Source organism: Acinetobacter sp. ANC_7553, assembly GCF_056779895.1.
The window spans coordinates 13,987-29,064 of the sequence record NZ_JBWYIV010000003.1 but is presented as its reverse complement, the minus strand read 5'-3'; the positions used below and the strand labels follow the sequence as shown (position 1 = coordinate 29,064).

Below are 15,078 nucleotides of genomic sequence, written 5' to 3'. Positions count from 1 at the left end.
AAAACATGGAGGTGGTCTCATGAATTGGATATCTGTTTGTAAAGTCGATGATGTTGCAGAGGAAGAACCAAAAGCAATTGAGATCAATGAGAAAAAAATTGGAATTTTTTTCATTGAAGAAAAGTATTTCGCAATTGAAAACGTTTGCCCACATGCATACGCGTTACTGACAGAAGGATTTATTGAGGATTCCACCGTCGAATGTCCGTTGCACGAAGCGATTTTTGATATTCCAACTGGGCGTTTAGAAAGTGGTCCAGGCTGTCGAGATTTATGTACATATCCCGTGAGAGTTGAAAACGACGATATTCAAATTCAGCTTTAAATATTAAGAGATTAGGGAAGAAAACAAATGAAGCTATATAACGAAAAGCTAGCAAATTGGATTAACGCTACACCATCAAGTGATGCAGGGATTAATAATATTCAAATTCCAGGACAAGTAGAGCACTTGGTTTGGCAAAACCGTTACAAAGCACCGAGTCCATATGAACAAGATTTTATTCAGCATTTAATTACAGCATTCACAGCAGGTGTAACTGAATTAGAAAACTTAGTACAAGCATTAAACAATCAAGGGTTTAGAGATGAATCTGGTCATCAGTGGTCAGTTGAAAGCTTCTCGGCTGAAATGCAACGTTTAGGTTATTAACAGATAAGGACATCGAAATGAATATTGCAAATATGAATGTTGAACAATATTTAGATTTTGGTTTACGTGACCAATGGTATCCAGTACTTGCAAGTTGGGAAGTGGGTTCTAATCCTGTGGGTATCACACGCTTAGGCGAAAATATTGTGGTATGGCGCGATGACAAAGGTCAGGTCCATGCACTTGAAGATCGCTGTCCGCATCGTGGTGCGCGTTTATCATTAGGTTGGAACTTAGGAAACCGTATTGCGTGTTGGTATCACGGTGTTGAAGTACGTCATGATGGTGTGGTGGAAGATGTACCTGCTGTACACGATTGCCCATTAAAAGGCAGTGACTGCGTAAAAACCTATCAAACTCAAGAGCTCAATGGTGCAATTTTCATTTGGTTTGGTATTGATGCTAAAGAAGCACCAGCAGAATTGACCTTACCTGATCAACTGTCTAGTGATGAATGGAGTTCATTTCTTTGCATGGCGGACTGGAAAGTCAACCATCAATATGCAGTTGATAACGTAATGGATCCAATGCATGGGACTTATTTGCATTGCACATCGCACTCAATGGCTGAAGGTGAAAAAACTGCAGAAATGAAACATCGTCCAACAAAAGAAGGTTTCGTTTTTGAAAAAGAAGGTCAAACAGGTGTGAACTTTGACTGGGTTGAATACGGTCAAACAGGTGCAGCTTGGTTACGTTTATCTATTCCATATCGTAAACAGTTTGGTCCAGGTGGTGAATTCTGGATTGTTGGTTTTGCGACGCCAATTGATGAAAAAAATACACGCGTTTTTTTCTGGCGTTGCCGTAAAGTTTCTGGTTGGCAACGTAATGTATGGCGCTTCTTGTACCGCAATCATTTAGAACAATTGCATTGGGATGTATTAGAGCAAGACCGCATTATTTTAGAAAATTTAGCGCCAAATGCACGTCAGCATGAATTCTTGTATCAGCATGATGTTGGTTTATCTCGCTTACGTCGCCTTATGAAAAAAGAAGCAGAGAAACAGCTTAAAAAGTTTGCAGAACTTCAAGGTTCTCACAATGAAAACCGCATTGACATGAAGGAAGCATCTCATGGCTAATCTGCCAATTTTAGCAGGTAAACGAGTGCTCGTAACGGGTGCTGCACGTGGCTTAGGGCGTGATTTTGCTCAAGCTGCCGCTGAAGCAGGAGCTTCGGTTGTCATGGCAGATATTTTGACAGATTTAGTTAAAAAAGAAGCTGCTGCTTTATCTGCTCAAGGATTAGATGTTTCTGCAGTTGAAATTGATTTAAGTCAAAAAGCATCTGTTCAGAAAGCGGTAGATCAAGCGATTGCAAAGTTAAATGGTCTAGATGGCTTAATTAACTGTGCTGCTTTGGCAACAGGTGTTGGCGGTGTGTCACTCATGGAATATGACGAAGATCTTTGGGATCGCGTGATGACTGTCAATGTAAAAGGCACTTGGTTGGTGACACAAGCATGCGTTCCACATTTGAAAAAGTCGGGTTCAGGAAAAATTGTCAATATTGCATCGGACACTGCAATGTGGGGTGCTCAGCGTTTAATGGCTTATGTTGCAAGTAAGGGGGCAATTATTTCAATGACCCGTTCTATGGCACGTGAATTGGGTGAAGACAATATTTGTGTCAACACCATTAGCCCAGGTTTAACGCTAGTAGAAGCAACAGAATATGTACCTCAAGATCGTCATGATTTGTATGTCAATGGAAGAGCAATACAACGTCAACAACATCCACAGGATTTAAACGGCACAGCGATTTATCTACTTTCAGATATGTCTTCTTTTGTGACGGGTCAAAACATTCCTGTAAATGGCGGCTTTGTATTTAATTAAGGAGCAACACATGATTACAGGTATTGAAGTTCTAAAATTTGGTGTTGAAGATCGAGCTGAAGCAAAAGCGTTTTTGGCAGATTTTGGTTTAACAGCAACTACTTCAGATATTCAAGGTGCAGATTTATACCAAACACAAAATGGCTGCAAGGTTTATTTATTTGATATTACAGATGCACGTTTACCAGAAGCGATTGAAGCAGGTTCTACTTTGCGTGAAGTGACTTGGGGGGTTGAAAATGATCAAGACATTGAAGCTTTAAAAGCAAAACTTTCTGCTGAGCCAAAATTTTTAGCAGATGGTACTAAAGTGCAATGTCTTGATCCAAATGGCATGACCATTGTTTTCGAAAAAACGATTATGAAAGATGTTGCTCAAGCACGTACAGAAGGCATTAACCAATTTGGTAACGTTCAGCGTGTCAATGCAGCAAGCCCTGTTTATGAAAAAGCAGAACCTGTTGATATTGGTCACGTTGTATTTTTCACTCCAGATTTAAAAACAACACAAGCTTTCTATATTGAAAAATTGGGTTTCCATTTATCGGATGCTTACACAAACCGTGGCGCATTCTTACGCTGTCGTGGCGAAGGTTTCCATCACGATTTATTCCTATTGTCTATTCCCAATAAACCTGCTGGTTTAAACCATGTCGCTTTTGTGGTTCGTGATATTCACGAAGTGATTGGTGGTGGTCTGAATATGAACCGTCAGCAATGGTCAACATTTATTGGACCAGGTCGTCATCCGATTTCATCTGCATATTTTTGGTATGTGAATTCACCATTAGGTGGTGCTTTTGAATATTACACGAACGATGACTATTTGACTGAAGAGTGGCAGCCACGCGAAGAAGAGCATCGACTAGAACTTTTCACTGAATGGGCGATAGAAGGTGGTTTGGACCATGAAACTCGTCGCCAAGTTAAACCAGCATAGTCTAAAAAAGACTGGGAGATCGGCATGAATAAAATTGTAATTGTGGGCGCTGGACAAGCTGCAGGTTGGGCTGTTCATACGCTTCGCAATCAGGGATATGACGGTGAAATTCATGTTGTTTCAAATGAAGAAAATGTGTTTTATGAACGTCCACCTTTGTCTAAGCAAGTGCTTTCTAAAGAAGCAACAGTGGAAAGTTTGAATCTATTTTCTTCGGATCAAGTTAATGATTTTTCAGTGATTTGGCATAAGCCTGATTATGCATTGCAGATCGATAAAGAGCGTAAGACTTTATTATTGAAAAGCGGTAAAACTTTAGATTATGACAAGTTACTAATCGCAACTGGCAGTAAAGCTAGGATTCCAGTGAGTGCGTGGAAGAACATACAAAATGTTTTTACGCTTCGTGATATTCAAGATTGTCATAACCTCTCGTTGCGTTTAGAGACAGCTCATAAAGTAGCAATTATTGGTGGAGGATGGATTGGGTTAGAGATAGCAGCCACTGCACGACAACAGGGTAAGAGTGTTGAGGTATTTGAATATGGAAGTCGTCTTTGTGCTCGTAGTGTAAGTCCTGAAGTTTCAGCATATTTAAAGGATCTACATGAACATTCTGGGACGAAAATTCATCTGAATTCAACAAATATTCATTTGATTGAGCATTCTGATCAACAAGTCGAAGTCTTTAATCCAAGTCAACAGACTGAAGTTTTTGACTGTGTGGTGGTAGGAGCTGGTGCTGAAATTGCAAAAGATCTTGCAGCTCAAGCTGGTCTAGAAGTGAAAGATGGAATTGTCGTAAACCAGTATGGGCAGACGTCGGACTCAGATATTTATGCTGCAGGTGATGTGGCAATTCATCCTGAACTCGGTTTTTGTATTCAATCCTGGGCGAATGCGCAAAACCAAGCAATATCAGCTGCAAAATCAATGTTAGGGGATTTGACTGCTTATCAAGATATCCCTTGGTTATGGTCAGATCAATATCAATGCAATATTCAGATTTTGGGGTTGTATCAACCGGAAAAAACGGCTCAGTTTGTTACTCGTTGCACTAACCCATATCAGCAAAGCTTTTTTTATCTTGATGATCAAAATCGACTCATCAATATGATTGCCGTGAATGAAGCCAAATTGGTCAAGCTTGCAAAAAGATGGATAGCTAATGCTACACAGCTCGATCCAAAACAACTACAAGATCCAAATTTTAATCTAATGAAACTGAAATAACGGTGTTGGGAAACTCACTGTACACATAATCGAAGGAACGCACGATGGTTAGTGAAGAAAAAACAGGTTTAAAACATTGGACACCCGCAATCATTTTAATGATCTGCGTAGTGCTCGCATTTTTTGACAAAATTAGTATTGCGGTTTTGTTTTCTGATAAAACATTCTTAGATGTGATGGGAATTGGAAATGACAAAGCAAAACTAGGATGGCTAATGACCAGCTTCTTGTTGGCTTATGGTTTCTCATCTATGTTTTTAAGCTTTTTAGGCGATATTTTCTGCCCTAAAAAGATGTTGTTTTGGAGCGTAGCGTCATGGGGTGTTCTCATGGCAATTATGGGTTTCACTTCTGATTTCACCACACTCGTTGTATTACGTATTTTACTGGGTTTAGCGGAAGGTCCATTGTTTGCATTGGCATATACCATTGTAAAACAGACATATACAGACCGTCAGCAAGCTCGTGCTTCAACAATGTTCTTGTTGGGTACGCCAATCGGTGCGTTCTTAGGTTTCCCAATCACAGCGTATGTGCTTGCGCATTATGATTGGCATTCAACTTTCTTTGTTATGGCGGCTTTAACACTTATTGTTATGGCACTGGTTTACTTCGGTTTACGTAACTTAGAACTGAAACGTACTGTCGATTTAGAAGGTGTGAAGAAACGTGTGAACTTTAAAGATCATGTTTCAAATACCAAAAAGCTTTTGACCAACAGTGCTTTCTGGTTGATCTGTATTTTCAACATTGCCTTGATGACGTACTTGTGGGGTCTCAACAGTTGGGTACCGTCATATCTTATTCAAGACAAAGGCTTCAACTTAAAAGAGTTTGGTATTTATTCAAGCTTCCCATTCATTGCCATGCTCATTGGTGAGATTGTTGGGGCAATTTTCTCAGACAAATTAGGCAAGCGCGCAATTCAAGTAAGTGGCGGTTTGTTGGTGGCAGGTATTTTCATGTATGTGATGGTGCTTGCAACAAATCCAATCGCAGTGATTTTAGCAATGTCAGCAAGTGCGATGGCTTGGGGCTTTGGTGTCGCAGCAGTATTTGCCTTACTTGCTCGTATTACTACAGCAGATGTCGGTGCAACAGCAGGTGGTATTTTCAACGGTTTAGGTAACTTTGCGAGTGCAGCAGCGCCAGTCATTATTGGTGCAATTGTGATGCAAACAGGTAGCTTCAACTTAGGTATCACGTTCTTAGCAGCAGTTGCTGTGGTGGGTGCTTTCTTCTTAGTACCACTTCTTAAACGTTATTAATAAACACAAAAGACAATGTGTGTTGAGAAACACACATTGTACAGAGGTCATAAACAGGCTGAAGCAGCCATCCCCGAAAGCTTCAACCGATATTGAAAAGGAGCGACTTTCATGTCAACTCAACAATTTGAATCATGGAAACAGCCAGAAGGCAAATCTTTAGAAGAGTGGATTGGCGGTCGTATTGCCCGTTTTGAAACACGCAAATATGACTTTGATGCGTTGAAATTCCAAGCAGATTACGACCCGAAATATCGTCGTGCTCAAATGCGCTATATGGGAACAGGTGCAACAGGTGTAGCAAGTGATAGCAATACAGTACCTGCAGAAAACTTTACATTTTCAACGATGGTTTTACCGCCTAAATGTGAAGGTCCATTACATATTCATCATGACGTAGAAGAAGTGTTCTTCATGTTGCGCGGTGAAATTGACTTATTCATTGAGCATGAAGGTGAGAAATTCTCAACACGTTTAAAAGAGCGTGACTTAATTTCGATTCCACCAGGGATTTACCGTGGTTTGTTTAACCCAGGCGATGAAGATGCGTTGATGTGTGTGATGTTAGGAACAGGGAAACCAACTATTCCAAATTATCCACCTGAACATCCACTGTCAAAAATCAAGCGTTAATTTAATTGGGATGGAAGTGATGAATCTAGTCGATAAAGTTGCAAAATTTGAGTTAAAAACTGTGCAGTTTAATGGTGTTACTCAATCATACCGTGAAGCTGGCAAAGGCAAAACGATCATACTTTTACATGGTATTAGCTCGGGTTCTGCATCTTGGATCAAACAATTTGAAGATTTAGCTGATCACTTTCATCTTATTGCTTGGGATGCTCCAGGTTATGGCTTATCCGATGCTTTAGACACAATGCAGCCAAATGCAGCTGATTATGCACATCGTATAAAAAGTATGTTCGATGCATTGCATGTAGATCAAGCAATTGTAGTTGGTCATTCACTTGGAGCATTACAAGCAGCCGCCTTTAATGCGTTATATCCAGATTGTGTTGAAGCATTGGTATTGGCCAATGTGGCGCAAGGGTATAAAGGCTTCGATGAACAAAAGCAAAAAGACGTTTTTGAAAAACGTCCGAAAATGTTGCAAACATTAGGTGCAACAGGAATGGCGCAATCGCGTGGTCCACATTTAGTTGCACATGCCACAGCACCTGTTATGGCACTGATTGAGCTGGTGATGCAGAGCATTAGTTTAAAAGGATTCACTCAAGCGTCTTATTTATTGGCATATGACGCAATACAAAGTTATTTAACACACAAGCAAAAAAATACCCATGTGGTGATGGGAATGTCTGATGGCATTACTCCCGCAAAAGATATTCAGGCATTGGCAGAAAGCTACGAATTAAACCAATGCTACCAAATTGAAGATGCTGGTCATTTAAGTTACCTCGATCAAGCAGAACAGTTTAATCAAATTTTATTGTCGCTTTAAACAGCACGGATGTGAGATAAGGATATGAGCTTCCAATTAAGTGGAAAAAATGCAGTAGTTACCGGTGGCTCGTCTGGTATAGGCTTGGCGACGGTTGAATTACTTGTTGCAGAAGGCGCAAATGTAGCATGGTGTGGACGAGATGAAACACGCCTAGCACAATCAAAAGAACAAATTTTAGCGCGTTATCCAAATGCCAAAGTATTTACAGCAACTTGTAATGTTTTAGATAAAGCAGATGTTGAAAATTTTGCACAGCAAGTTCAAAACGAATTCTGTGGTGTAGATATTTTAATTAATAACGCAGGTCAGGGACGTGTTTCAAACTTTGAAAACACCGCAGATGAAGACTGGTTAAAAGAAATTGAGCTGAAATATTTTAGTGTATTGCATCCTGTAAAAGCATTTTTACCCGCTTTAAAGCAGTCGAATTTTGGTTCTATTACCAACGTAAATTCACTACTGGCTTTACAGCCAGAGCCTCACATGATTGCGACGTCTTCAGCACGTGCTGCCTTGTTGAACTTAACGCACTCAATGGCTCATGAGTTTTCTCAATACAACATTCGCGTGAACTCGATTCTATTAGGCATGGTTGAATCTGCACAATGGAAACGCCGTTTTGCAGAGCGTTCTGACCAAACTCAATCTTGGGAAGAATGGATTGGAAATATTGCAAAAAAACGTGGCATTCCGATGGCACGATTGGGCAAACCTGAAGAACCAGCACGTGCATTAGTTTTCCTTGCTTCACCAATGGCATCTTATACGACGGGTTCAACTATCGATGTATCGGGTGGCTTCAATAAGCATATTTGAGGTGATGCAATGAAACAATTGATGATGATTGGATTTGGCGCAATGGCAAATGAAGTTTGTTCACATTTGCCCAAAGACCTTGAGTTGAAGTGGGTGGTTGTTCCTGAACGTAGCATCGATTCAGTCAAAGAAAAGGTTGCTGACAATGTGCAAGTCATTGCAAAAATTTCAGAATGTGATGGCACACCTGACTATGTGATTGAAGTTGCAGGTCAAGCTGCGGTTAAAGAACACGCGTTAGAAGTATTAAAACGTGGTTGGACGATAGGTTTGATTTCAGTAGGCACGTTGGCAGATACCGCCTTTTTTGAAGAGCTACAAAAAACAGCGGAACAATCGGGCGCGCATCTTCATTTACTGGCAGGAGCAATTGCTGGAATTGATGGCATTGCGGCTGCTAAAGAAGGTGGCTTAGAAAAGGTGACTTATAAGGGCTGTAAAAGTCCCAACAGTTGGCGTGGTAGTTACGCAGAAAAGTTAATTGATTTAGATAACGTAAAAGAAGCAACAGTATTTTATACAGGAACAGCCCGAGAAGCTGCATTGAATTTTCCTGCAAATGCCAATGTCGCTGCAACGATTGCTTTAGCTGGTATCGGTATGGATGAAACGATGGTCGAGCTTACGGTCGATCCACATATTAGTCAAAACAAACACACCATTGTGGCAGAAGGTCGCTTTGGTCAAATGAGTATAGAAATGATTGGTGTGCCTTTGGAAAGTAATCCGAAAACATCAACATTGGCTGCACTGAGCGTCATTCGTGCATGCAGAAATAGCGTAGACACAATTCAGATTTAAAAGGGATAGGTGAGTGCCATGGTAAAAGAAATTTATATTGCAGGTGAGTGGCGTCTTGGTCGAGGGAATGTGATTCAAAGCCTATTTCCAGCAGATAACTCAGTGAATGCCGAAATTTCAACAGCCAGTTTAGAAGATGTTGAAGAAGCAATTGTAAAAGCAGATCAAGCTTGGCGTAAGCCCGAATGGCGTAATTCGCTACCACATGAGCGTGCAAAAATTTTATATCGCGTGGCAGATATTATTGAGTCACGTGCCGATGAACTTTCAAAACTACAAACACGTGACAATGGTAAACCTTTATCTGAAACACGTGCTTTAGTGATGAGTGCTGCAGCAACTGCACGTTTTACTGCCGCTGCATGTGAAACTTTTAATGAAGAGTTAACAACTCAACGTGCACCTGATTTCATGACCATGAGCGTACATGAACCCGTTGGTGTTGTTGCAGCAATCACACCTTGGAATTCACCGATTGCCAGTGAAGTACAAAAACTTGCACCTGCAATTGCGGCAGGGAATGCAGTTATTTTAAAACCTGCTGAAGCGACATCATTGATTGCGTTAGAGCTTGCAAAAATTTTTGAAGAAGCAGGCTTACCAAAAGGTATTTTAAGTGTGCTTGTGGGTCGTGGTTCGGTCATTGGTGATGCGATTGCACAACATCCTTTGGTGCGCAAAATTTCATTTACTGGGGGTACAACGACAGGTCGTCATTTAGCGCATATTGCAGCCGAAAAATTGATTACGACTTCGTTAGAGCTTGGTGGTAAATCGCCAACAATTGTATTTCCAGATGCAGATATTGAAATTGCAGCGAAAGGCATTGCTTACGGCATTTTCAGTTCGGCTGGTCAGGCATGTATTGCAGGTTCACGCTTATTTATTCACTCGTCAATTTACGATGAGTTTTTGCAGCGTTTGGTCGACATTACCGAAGGTTTACGTGTAGGTCATCCAGAAACAGCAAATGTTCATATGGGTTCACTGATTAATCAAAAACATTTGGAATCGGTGCATCGTTATGTGGAACTTGCAAAGTCAGAGGGTGGTACAGTTGTAACGGGTGGTGAAGCCATTACTGACGGTGAATTTGCAAAAGGTAGTTTTTACAAACCGACCATTATTACAGGCTTAAAAAATAGCGCGCAAACTTGCCAAGAAGAAATTTTTGGACCTGTTTTAGTCGTGATGTCTTATGACAATGAACAAGACTTAATTGAGCAAGCAAATGACAGTTGCTTTGGTTTAGCAGCGGGTATCTGGACTGAAAACTATCGTAAAGCATGGAAAATTGCCCGTGCCTTAGAAGTGGGTACAGTGTGGATTAATACCTACAAAAAATTCTCGATTAGCGCGCCATTTGGTGGCTTTAAAGACAGTGGGATTGGTCGTGAAAAAGGTCGCTCGGGCATTTTGTCTTATATGCAACAAAAAAGTATTTATTTAGGTTTAAACGAGCAGGCGAACCCGTGGGCGGACTAACCCATCTGATTAATAGACACTAAAAGAATTAAGATTTTAGAATTAAGGAATATGAAAATGACTGAAAGAGTAAATGTAGGCGAAGCAATTGCACGTGTTTTAGAAGCGCACCAAGTTGATAGCATTTATGGCGTAATTTCGATTCATAACTTACCAATTGCAGATGCAGTCGGTCGCCGTGAAAAGATTCGTTTTGTTGCAGCACGTGGCGAAGCAGGCTGTGTGACCATGGCAGATTCACATTCACGTTTTACAGGTTTAGGTGTTGCACTTACCAGTACAGGTGCAGGCGCTGGTAATGCTGTCGGTTCACTGATTGAAGCCATGAATGCAGGAAGTCCTGTTTTGCATTTAACAGGTCAAGTAGAACGTGAATATTTAGACCGTGATGCAAGCTTTATTCATGAAACCAAAGAGCAGCTCACGTTCTTAAAAGCGTCAAGCAAAGCCGCATTTCGTATTACCAGCCCAGACAATGCAGTGGGTGTCATTCGTGAAGCTATTCGTGTGGCAACTACAGTTCCAATGGGCCCTGTAAGTGTTGAAATTCCAATTGATGTTCAAGCAGCAGAAATTGATTTACCTGCAAACTTAGGTCCTGTAAAAGCATTACAATTACCCGTCGCAGATGATTCAGAAATTAACCTGATTGCTGATGCGATTAAAACAGCAAAACGTCCTCTCTTGTGGATTGGTGGTGGTACCTTAAAGGCAGTTGAAGAAGTCAAATCCATTGCAGATTTAGGTATTCCTGTTGTGTCATCTACGCATGCCCGTGGTGTTTTGGCAGATAATCATCCACGTACATTAGGTGCATTCCATAACTCAGCAGCTGTTGAAAAATTACTACAAGATGCAGATTTACTGGTTGTTGTAGGTTCACGCTTACGTAGTAATGAAACCAAAACTTATTCGGTGGTGTTTCCTGAGAATATTATTCAGGTTGATGCAAACCCAGTTGCACAACAACGTAACTACAAAATTGGTCAATTTGTTTGTGCAGATGCAAAAGACACACTTGCACGTGTTGTCAAGGCATTATCAAGCGTATCAAAAGTAGATGCAGCTTATGATGCAGAAATTAAAGCTGCTCGTGAAAACGCAATAGATGATTTACGTACGCAAATGGATCAATATGCTCTTATTTGTGATCACTTGCGTGCAGCACTGCCTGAAGATGGTATTTTTGTTCGTGACATTACGATGTCAGGTAGTACGTGGGGTAGTCGTTTATTTCCAGTACAGACACCAAATAAAAATATTCACTCACTAGCAGGTGCAATTGGCTTAGGTCTTGCGCATGCCATTGGTGCCTCTATTGCAAACCCAACTAAAAAGGTAGTGGGATTAGTCGGTGATGGTGGCTTAATGCTCGGTATTGGTGAGATTGCCACCATGGCACAAGAAAATACCGACATGGTTCTGATGGTCATGAACGATGGGGGCTATGGCGTAATGCGTGGCATTCAAAATAACTACTTTGGTGGTCGCCAATATTTCAATGAGTTGCACACGCCAGATTATCAGGCCTTAGGCGAGTCTATGGGCGTGAAAAGTTGGAAAGTAGGCAGTGCTGAGGAGTTCAAAACAGCCATTAAAGAGGCAATTGATTTGAATGGTCCAGCAGTCATTGAGTTAGATATGAATTCAATTGGTCCACTTAAATTTGCAGGCCCGCCGCAGAAAAAACTTTATTAATCTATCATTCATAGAGTAAAAGTGTACCTATGCCGTATTTAAAAGGCTGCATAGGTACGCAATCAGATTGTAAAGAGAATAAAAAGGACAGCACAATGGATGTACGTATAGAACGCGATTTGTTGGGAGAAAAGGAAGTACCCGCGCATGCTTATTATGGGATTCATACACAGAGGGCATCTGAAAATTTTCAAATATCAGCACAAAAAGTAGGACAGTGGACACATCTCATTCGTGCCTTTGGTTTTATTAAAAAGGCATCAGCACAGACGAATTTCCATTTTAATCTGATCGATCAACAGAAGTTGTCTGCAATTGAGTATGCGACAGATCAACTCATACTCGAGCCGAGTAAATGGGAGTCTTCATTTCCTATCGATATTTACCAGGGGGGTGCTGGTACGTCCATGAATATGAACTGTAATGAAGTTTTGGCCAATATAGGATTAGAATTCTTAGGACATCCAAAAGGAAATTATCAATTCTTACATCCGAATGATCATATTAATAAGTCTCAATCCACCAATGATGTTTATCCAACTGCTCTAAGAATTAGTGTTTATTCTAAATTAGATGATTTGCTCAACGCTTTGAAGGATTTGAGCTTAGCCATCCAAGAAAAGGCAGAAACTTTTAAATATGATTTGAAAATGGGGCGAACTCAATTACAGGATGCTGTTCCGATGACTGTAGGTCAAGAGCTCAAAGCTTTTGCGACGCTGTTAAATGAAGATTATCAATTAATCAATGAATTACGCCAACGTTTATTAGAGATTAATTTGGGGGCGACAGCGATCGGTACAGGGGTGAATACGCCACATGGCTATGCAAAAGTAGTGACCATGAAATTACAGCATCTCACAGGTTTAGCATTAAAGGGTGCTGATGATTACATTGAGGCAACAAGTGACTGCGGTGTATTTATCTTAGTTTCAAGCACGTTAAAGAGGTTGGCCGTTAAATTATCCAAAATTTCTAATGATTTGAGGCTATTGAGTTCAGGCCCACGCACTGGTTTAAGTGAAATTAAATTACCTGAATTACAAGCGGGGTCCTCAATTATGCCCGCAAAAGTTAATCCTGTTATCCCTGAAGTTGTAAACCAAATAGCCTTTAAAGTCATGGGAAATGATTTAACCGTTACATTGGCCGCTGAAGCTGGTCAACTTCAATTGAATGCAATGGAGCCTGTTATAGCTGTGGCTCTGAATGAATCTATTGATATTTTGACCACTGGCGTTCAGAGCTTAAATAAGAAGTGTTTCGAGGGGCTTCAAGTCAATACTGAATATGCTAAACAAAGAATGCTAAATAGTGTGGGTATTATCACTTTGCTTGAGCCTTTTCTGGGCCATGAGAAGTGCGATGAAATTGGTAAGCGATGTATTACAGAAAATCGGACGATACAGGATGCCGTATTGGTTGAAGGCTTAATGACAGTAGAACAACTCAATACTGTATTTTCTTATGAAAGCATAATCTCTGAAGTGCAGGTAAGCTAAGGATTAAGCAATTTTTTTTAACCAAATTAAAAGATAAACAATGTTTTATATATAAAACTCAAGGTGAGGGAACACAGATGAATAAATATTTAGTACGCGTAACGATGATGACCTTATTAGCAACGAGCGGTACGGCATTTGCAAAAGATAATCCATTAGAATGGAAAAGCGAAGATGGAGCGAACTCATTTAAAATAGGTGGGGTTTTAAGGTTTAACCATCGTTATGAACAATGGGATGAGAGTCAGAATCGTGGTTTCGGAAAATTAGACTTTGATATTTTCCGTTTAGATTTAAAAGGTCAGTATGGCGATTTTTATTTGAATGCGAGCCCGATCATCCAAGATCAGGAGATGACTTCAATTGAAAAAGCCTACATAGGATATAATATCGATAATCAGCAGAGTATTGAAGCAGGTTTGGTTTATAAGCCATTTGCAATATATCCATATCCTCAAAATGGTTGGACGTATCATTTACCTTTCTTTTTAGGATATGGCAATAACATTGCACCAGGTTTAAATTGGAATTTTAACAATGCCAATTGGGATGTGAAGCTAGGTTATTACCCACGCATGCTAGATGCAGATTTACGTTATTCTCCAGAGTCCGGTACATATGAAGATTTTGATGAAAATCATCTTCCATTCCAATCCGGTTATCACAATGAAAAGCATAATCAAATTAATACGCGTATTGTCCGTAAGTTCGGTACCGAAAATTTTGGTAAGCACGAAGTAGGCGTATCTGGTGCAGTTTCAGAACTTTACAATACCAGTACGAAAGATGATGGTAGTTACTACGCGCTAGGTCTGCATACCAATAGTGATTATGAACGTTGGAACTTACAGTCTTCGATTATTCATTATGAATATGATGCTAAGAATCCAGAAGGTGTAGATAATCGTATGACTTTAATGGGAGCAAATGGTCTAACGCCATCGTACTTTATTGCTTCAGAAGGGACTATCGCAAGTTTGAACGTAGCCTATACGTTGCCTGTACAAGATATGGGGATGTTAAAGGCTGTGCGGTTCTATAACGATTATAGTTATTTCCATAAGTCGGAAAAAGACTGGAATGCATCTCAAATGAATACGACAGGAGCGATGTTTATTGCACGACCATTTATGGTTTGGGCAGACTATACTTGGGCTAAAAATGCTAACGTTTTGGGAGGAGCTCAAAATGGCACGGGTCTAGCATCCGGAATGGGGGCCAAGTATTCAGATCAATGGTTATATCGTGTTAACTTGAATTTAGGATTCACATTCTAAGATTAGTATTTTAGGGTATTGATTACGCTAAAAGTTGTTGTGATATTATTTTTAGAATTATAAATCAATATTTATATTGGTTCTATGGTGTGCGCTGAG

The 15,078-nt window shown here is 40.3% G+C and carries 15 protein-coding genes; all 15 read left to right on the top strand.

Features of this window, described 5'->3' with window-relative positions:
* Window positions 1-19: 19 nt before the first annotated feature.
* The 15 genes from AC1M9I_RS03260 to AC1M9I_RS03190 all read left to right on the top strand — a co-directional run bounded on the left by AC1M9I_RS03260 (window position 20) and on the right by AC1M9I_RS03190 (window position 14,979).
* Window positions 20-325 carry a non-heme iron oxygenase ferredoxin subunit gene (locus AC1M9I_RS03260; protein ID WP_481610679.1) on the top strand — a complete coding sequence of 102 codons (306 nt, stop codon included), beginning with the start codon at window positions 20-22 and terminating at the stop codon, window positions 323-325.
* 27 nt (window positions 326-352) lie between these two features.
* Window positions 353-652, top strand: a complete 300-nt coding sequence (locus AC1M9I_RS03255) for a recombinase-like helix-turn-helix domain-containing protein (protein ID WP_481610678.1) — start codon at window positions 353-355, stop codon at window positions 650-652.
* A 17-nt stretch (window positions 653-669) separates the two neighbouring features.
* The gene (locus tag AC1M9I_RS03250) at window positions 670-1,737 is read left to right on the top strand and encodes a Rieske 2Fe-2S domain-containing protein (protein ID WP_481610677.1); all 1,068 of its coding nucleotides are present in this window, start codon (window positions 670-672) and stop codon (window positions 1,735-1,737) included.
* Window positions 1,730-2,494, top strand: coding sequence for an SDR family oxidoreductase (locus AC1M9I_RS03245; RefSeq protein ID WP_481610676.1), 765 nt, complete (start codon window positions 1,730-1,732; stop codon window positions 2,492-2,494). Before AC1M9I_RS03250 ends, AC1M9I_RS03245 begins: the two co-directional genes overlap by 8 nt.
* Window positions 2,495-2,504: 10 nt before the next feature.
* The gene (locus tag AC1M9I_RS03240) at window positions 2,505-3,434 is read left to right on the top strand and encodes a VOC family protein (RefSeq protein ID WP_481610675.1); all 930 of its coding nucleotides are present in this window, start codon (window positions 2,505-2,507) and stop codon (window positions 3,432-3,434) included.
* A 24-nt stretch (window positions 3,435-3,458) separates the two neighbouring features.
* Window positions 3,459-4,667, top strand: coding sequence for an NAD(P)/FAD-dependent oxidoreductase (locus AC1M9I_RS03235; RefSeq protein WP_481610674.1), 1,209 nt, complete (start codon window positions 3,459-3,461; stop codon window positions 4,665-4,667).
* 44 nt (window positions 4,668-4,711) lie between these two features.
* The gene (locus tag AC1M9I_RS03230; protein WP_481610673.1) at window positions 4,712-5,935 is read left to right on the top strand and encodes an MFS transporter; all 1,224 of its coding nucleotides are present in this window, start codon (window positions 4,712-4,714) and stop codon (window positions 5,933-5,935) included.
* Between the two features lie 111 nt (window positions 5,936-6,046).
* Window positions 6,047-6,568, top strand: a complete 522-nt coding sequence (locus AC1M9I_RS03225) for a cupin domain-containing protein (RefSeq protein ID WP_481610672.1) — start codon at window positions 6,047-6,049, stop codon at window positions 6,566-6,568.
* Window positions 6,569-6,584: 16 nt separating this feature from the next.
* Window positions 6,585-7,397, top strand: coding sequence for an alpha/beta fold hydrolase (locus tag AC1M9I_RS03220; protein ID WP_481610671.1), 813 nt, complete (start codon window positions 6,585-6,587; stop codon window positions 7,395-7,397).
* Between the two features lie 24 nt (window positions 7,398-7,421).
* Complete coding sequence (locus AC1M9I_RS03215; RefSeq protein ID WP_481610670.1) at window positions 7,422-8,216, top strand: SDR family oxidoreductase; 795 nt, start codon at window positions 7,422-7,424, stop codon at window positions 8,214-8,216.
* Between the two features lie 9 nt (window positions 8,217-8,225).
* Window positions 8,226-9,017 carry an aspartate dehydrogenase gene (locus AC1M9I_RS03210; protein ID WP_481610669.1) on the top strand — a complete coding sequence of 264 codons (792 nt, stop codon included), beginning with the start codon at window positions 8,226-8,228 and terminating at the stop codon, window positions 9,015-9,017.
* A gap of 18 nt (window positions 9,018-9,035) precedes the next feature.
* The gene (locus tag AC1M9I_RS03205) at window positions 9,036-10,502 is read left to right on the top strand and encodes an aldehyde dehydrogenase (RefSeq protein ID WP_481610668.1); all 1,467 of its coding nucleotides are present in this window, start codon (window positions 9,036-9,038) and stop codon (window positions 10,500-10,502) included.
* 57 nt (window positions 10,503-10,559) lie between these two features.
* Window positions 10,560-12,200, top strand: coding sequence for a thiamine pyrophosphate-binding protein (locus AC1M9I_RS03200; protein ID WP_481610667.1), 1,641 nt, complete (start codon window positions 10,560-10,562; stop codon window positions 12,198-12,200).
* Between the two features lie 95 nt (window positions 12,201-12,295).
* Window positions 12,296-13,702, top strand: coding sequence for an aspartate ammonia-lyase (locus AC1M9I_RS03195; RefSeq protein WP_481610666.1), 1,407 nt, complete (start codon window positions 12,296-12,298; stop codon window positions 13,700-13,702).
* 77 nt (window positions 13,703-13,779) lie between these two features.
* Window positions 13,780-14,979 carry a hypothetical protein gene (locus AC1M9I_RS03190; RefSeq protein WP_481610665.1) on the top strand — a complete coding sequence of 400 codons (1,200 nt, stop codon included), beginning with the start codon at window positions 13,780-13,782 and terminating at the stop codon, window positions 14,977-14,979.
* The last annotated feature ends 99 nt before the right edge of the window (window positions 14,980-15,078 follow it).

Bases quoted from the DNA above. Each gene is read 5' to 3' on its own strand.
- AC1M9I_RS03250 (WP_481610677.1), top strand. From the start codon at position 670: ATGAATATTGCAAATATGAATGTTGAACAATATTTAGATTTTGGTTTA.
- AC1M9I_RS03245 (WP_481610676.1), top strand. From the start codon at position 1,730: ATGGCTAATCTGCCAATTTTAGCAGGTAAACGAGTGCTCGTAACGGGT.
- AC1M9I_RS03190 (WP_481610665.1), top strand. From the start codon at position 13,780: ATGAATAAATATTTAGTACGCGTAACGATGATGACCTTATTAGCAACG.
- AC1M9I_RS03225 (WP_481610672.1), top strand. From the start codon at position 6,047: ATGTCAACTCAACAATTTGAATCATGGAAACAGCCAGAAGGCAAATCT.
- AC1M9I_RS03210 (WP_481610669.1), top strand. From the start codon at position 8,226: ATGAAACAATTGATGATGATTGGATTTGGCGCAATGGCAAATGAAGTT.
- AC1M9I_RS03200 (WP_481610667.1), top strand. From the start codon at position 10,560: ATGACTGAAAGAGTAAATGTAGGCGAAGCAATTGCACGTGTTTTAGAA.
- AC1M9I_RS03230 (WP_481610673.1), top strand. From the start codon at position 4,712: ATGGTTAGTGAAGAAAAAACAGGTTTAAAACATTGGACACCCGCAATC.
- AC1M9I_RS03195 (WP_481610666.1), top strand. From the start codon at position 12,296: ATGGATGTACGTATAGAACGCGATTTGTTGGGAGAAAAGGAAGTACCC.
- AC1M9I_RS03215 (WP_481610670.1), top strand. From the start codon at position 7,422: ATGAGCTTCCAATTAAGTGGAAAAAATGCAGTAGTTACCGGTGGCTCG.
- AC1M9I_RS03235 (WP_481610674.1), top strand. From the start codon at position 3,459: ATGAATAAAATTGTAATTGTGGGCGCTGGACAAGCTGCAGGTTGGGCT.
- AC1M9I_RS03205 (WP_481610668.1), top strand. From the start codon at position 9,036: ATGGTAAAAGAAATTTATATTGCAGGTGAGTGGCGTCTTGGTCGAGGG.
- AC1M9I_RS03260 (WP_481610679.1), top strand. From the start codon at position 20: ATGAATTGGATATCTGTTTGTAAAGTCGATGATGTTGCAGAGGAAGAA.
- AC1M9I_RS03240 (WP_481610675.1), top strand. From the start codon at position 2,505: ATGATTACAGGTATTGAAGTTCTAAAATTTGGTGTTGAAGATCGAGCT.
- AC1M9I_RS03255 (WP_481610678.1), top strand. From the start codon at position 353: ATGAAGCTATATAACGAAAAGCTAGCAAATTGGATTAACGCTACACCA.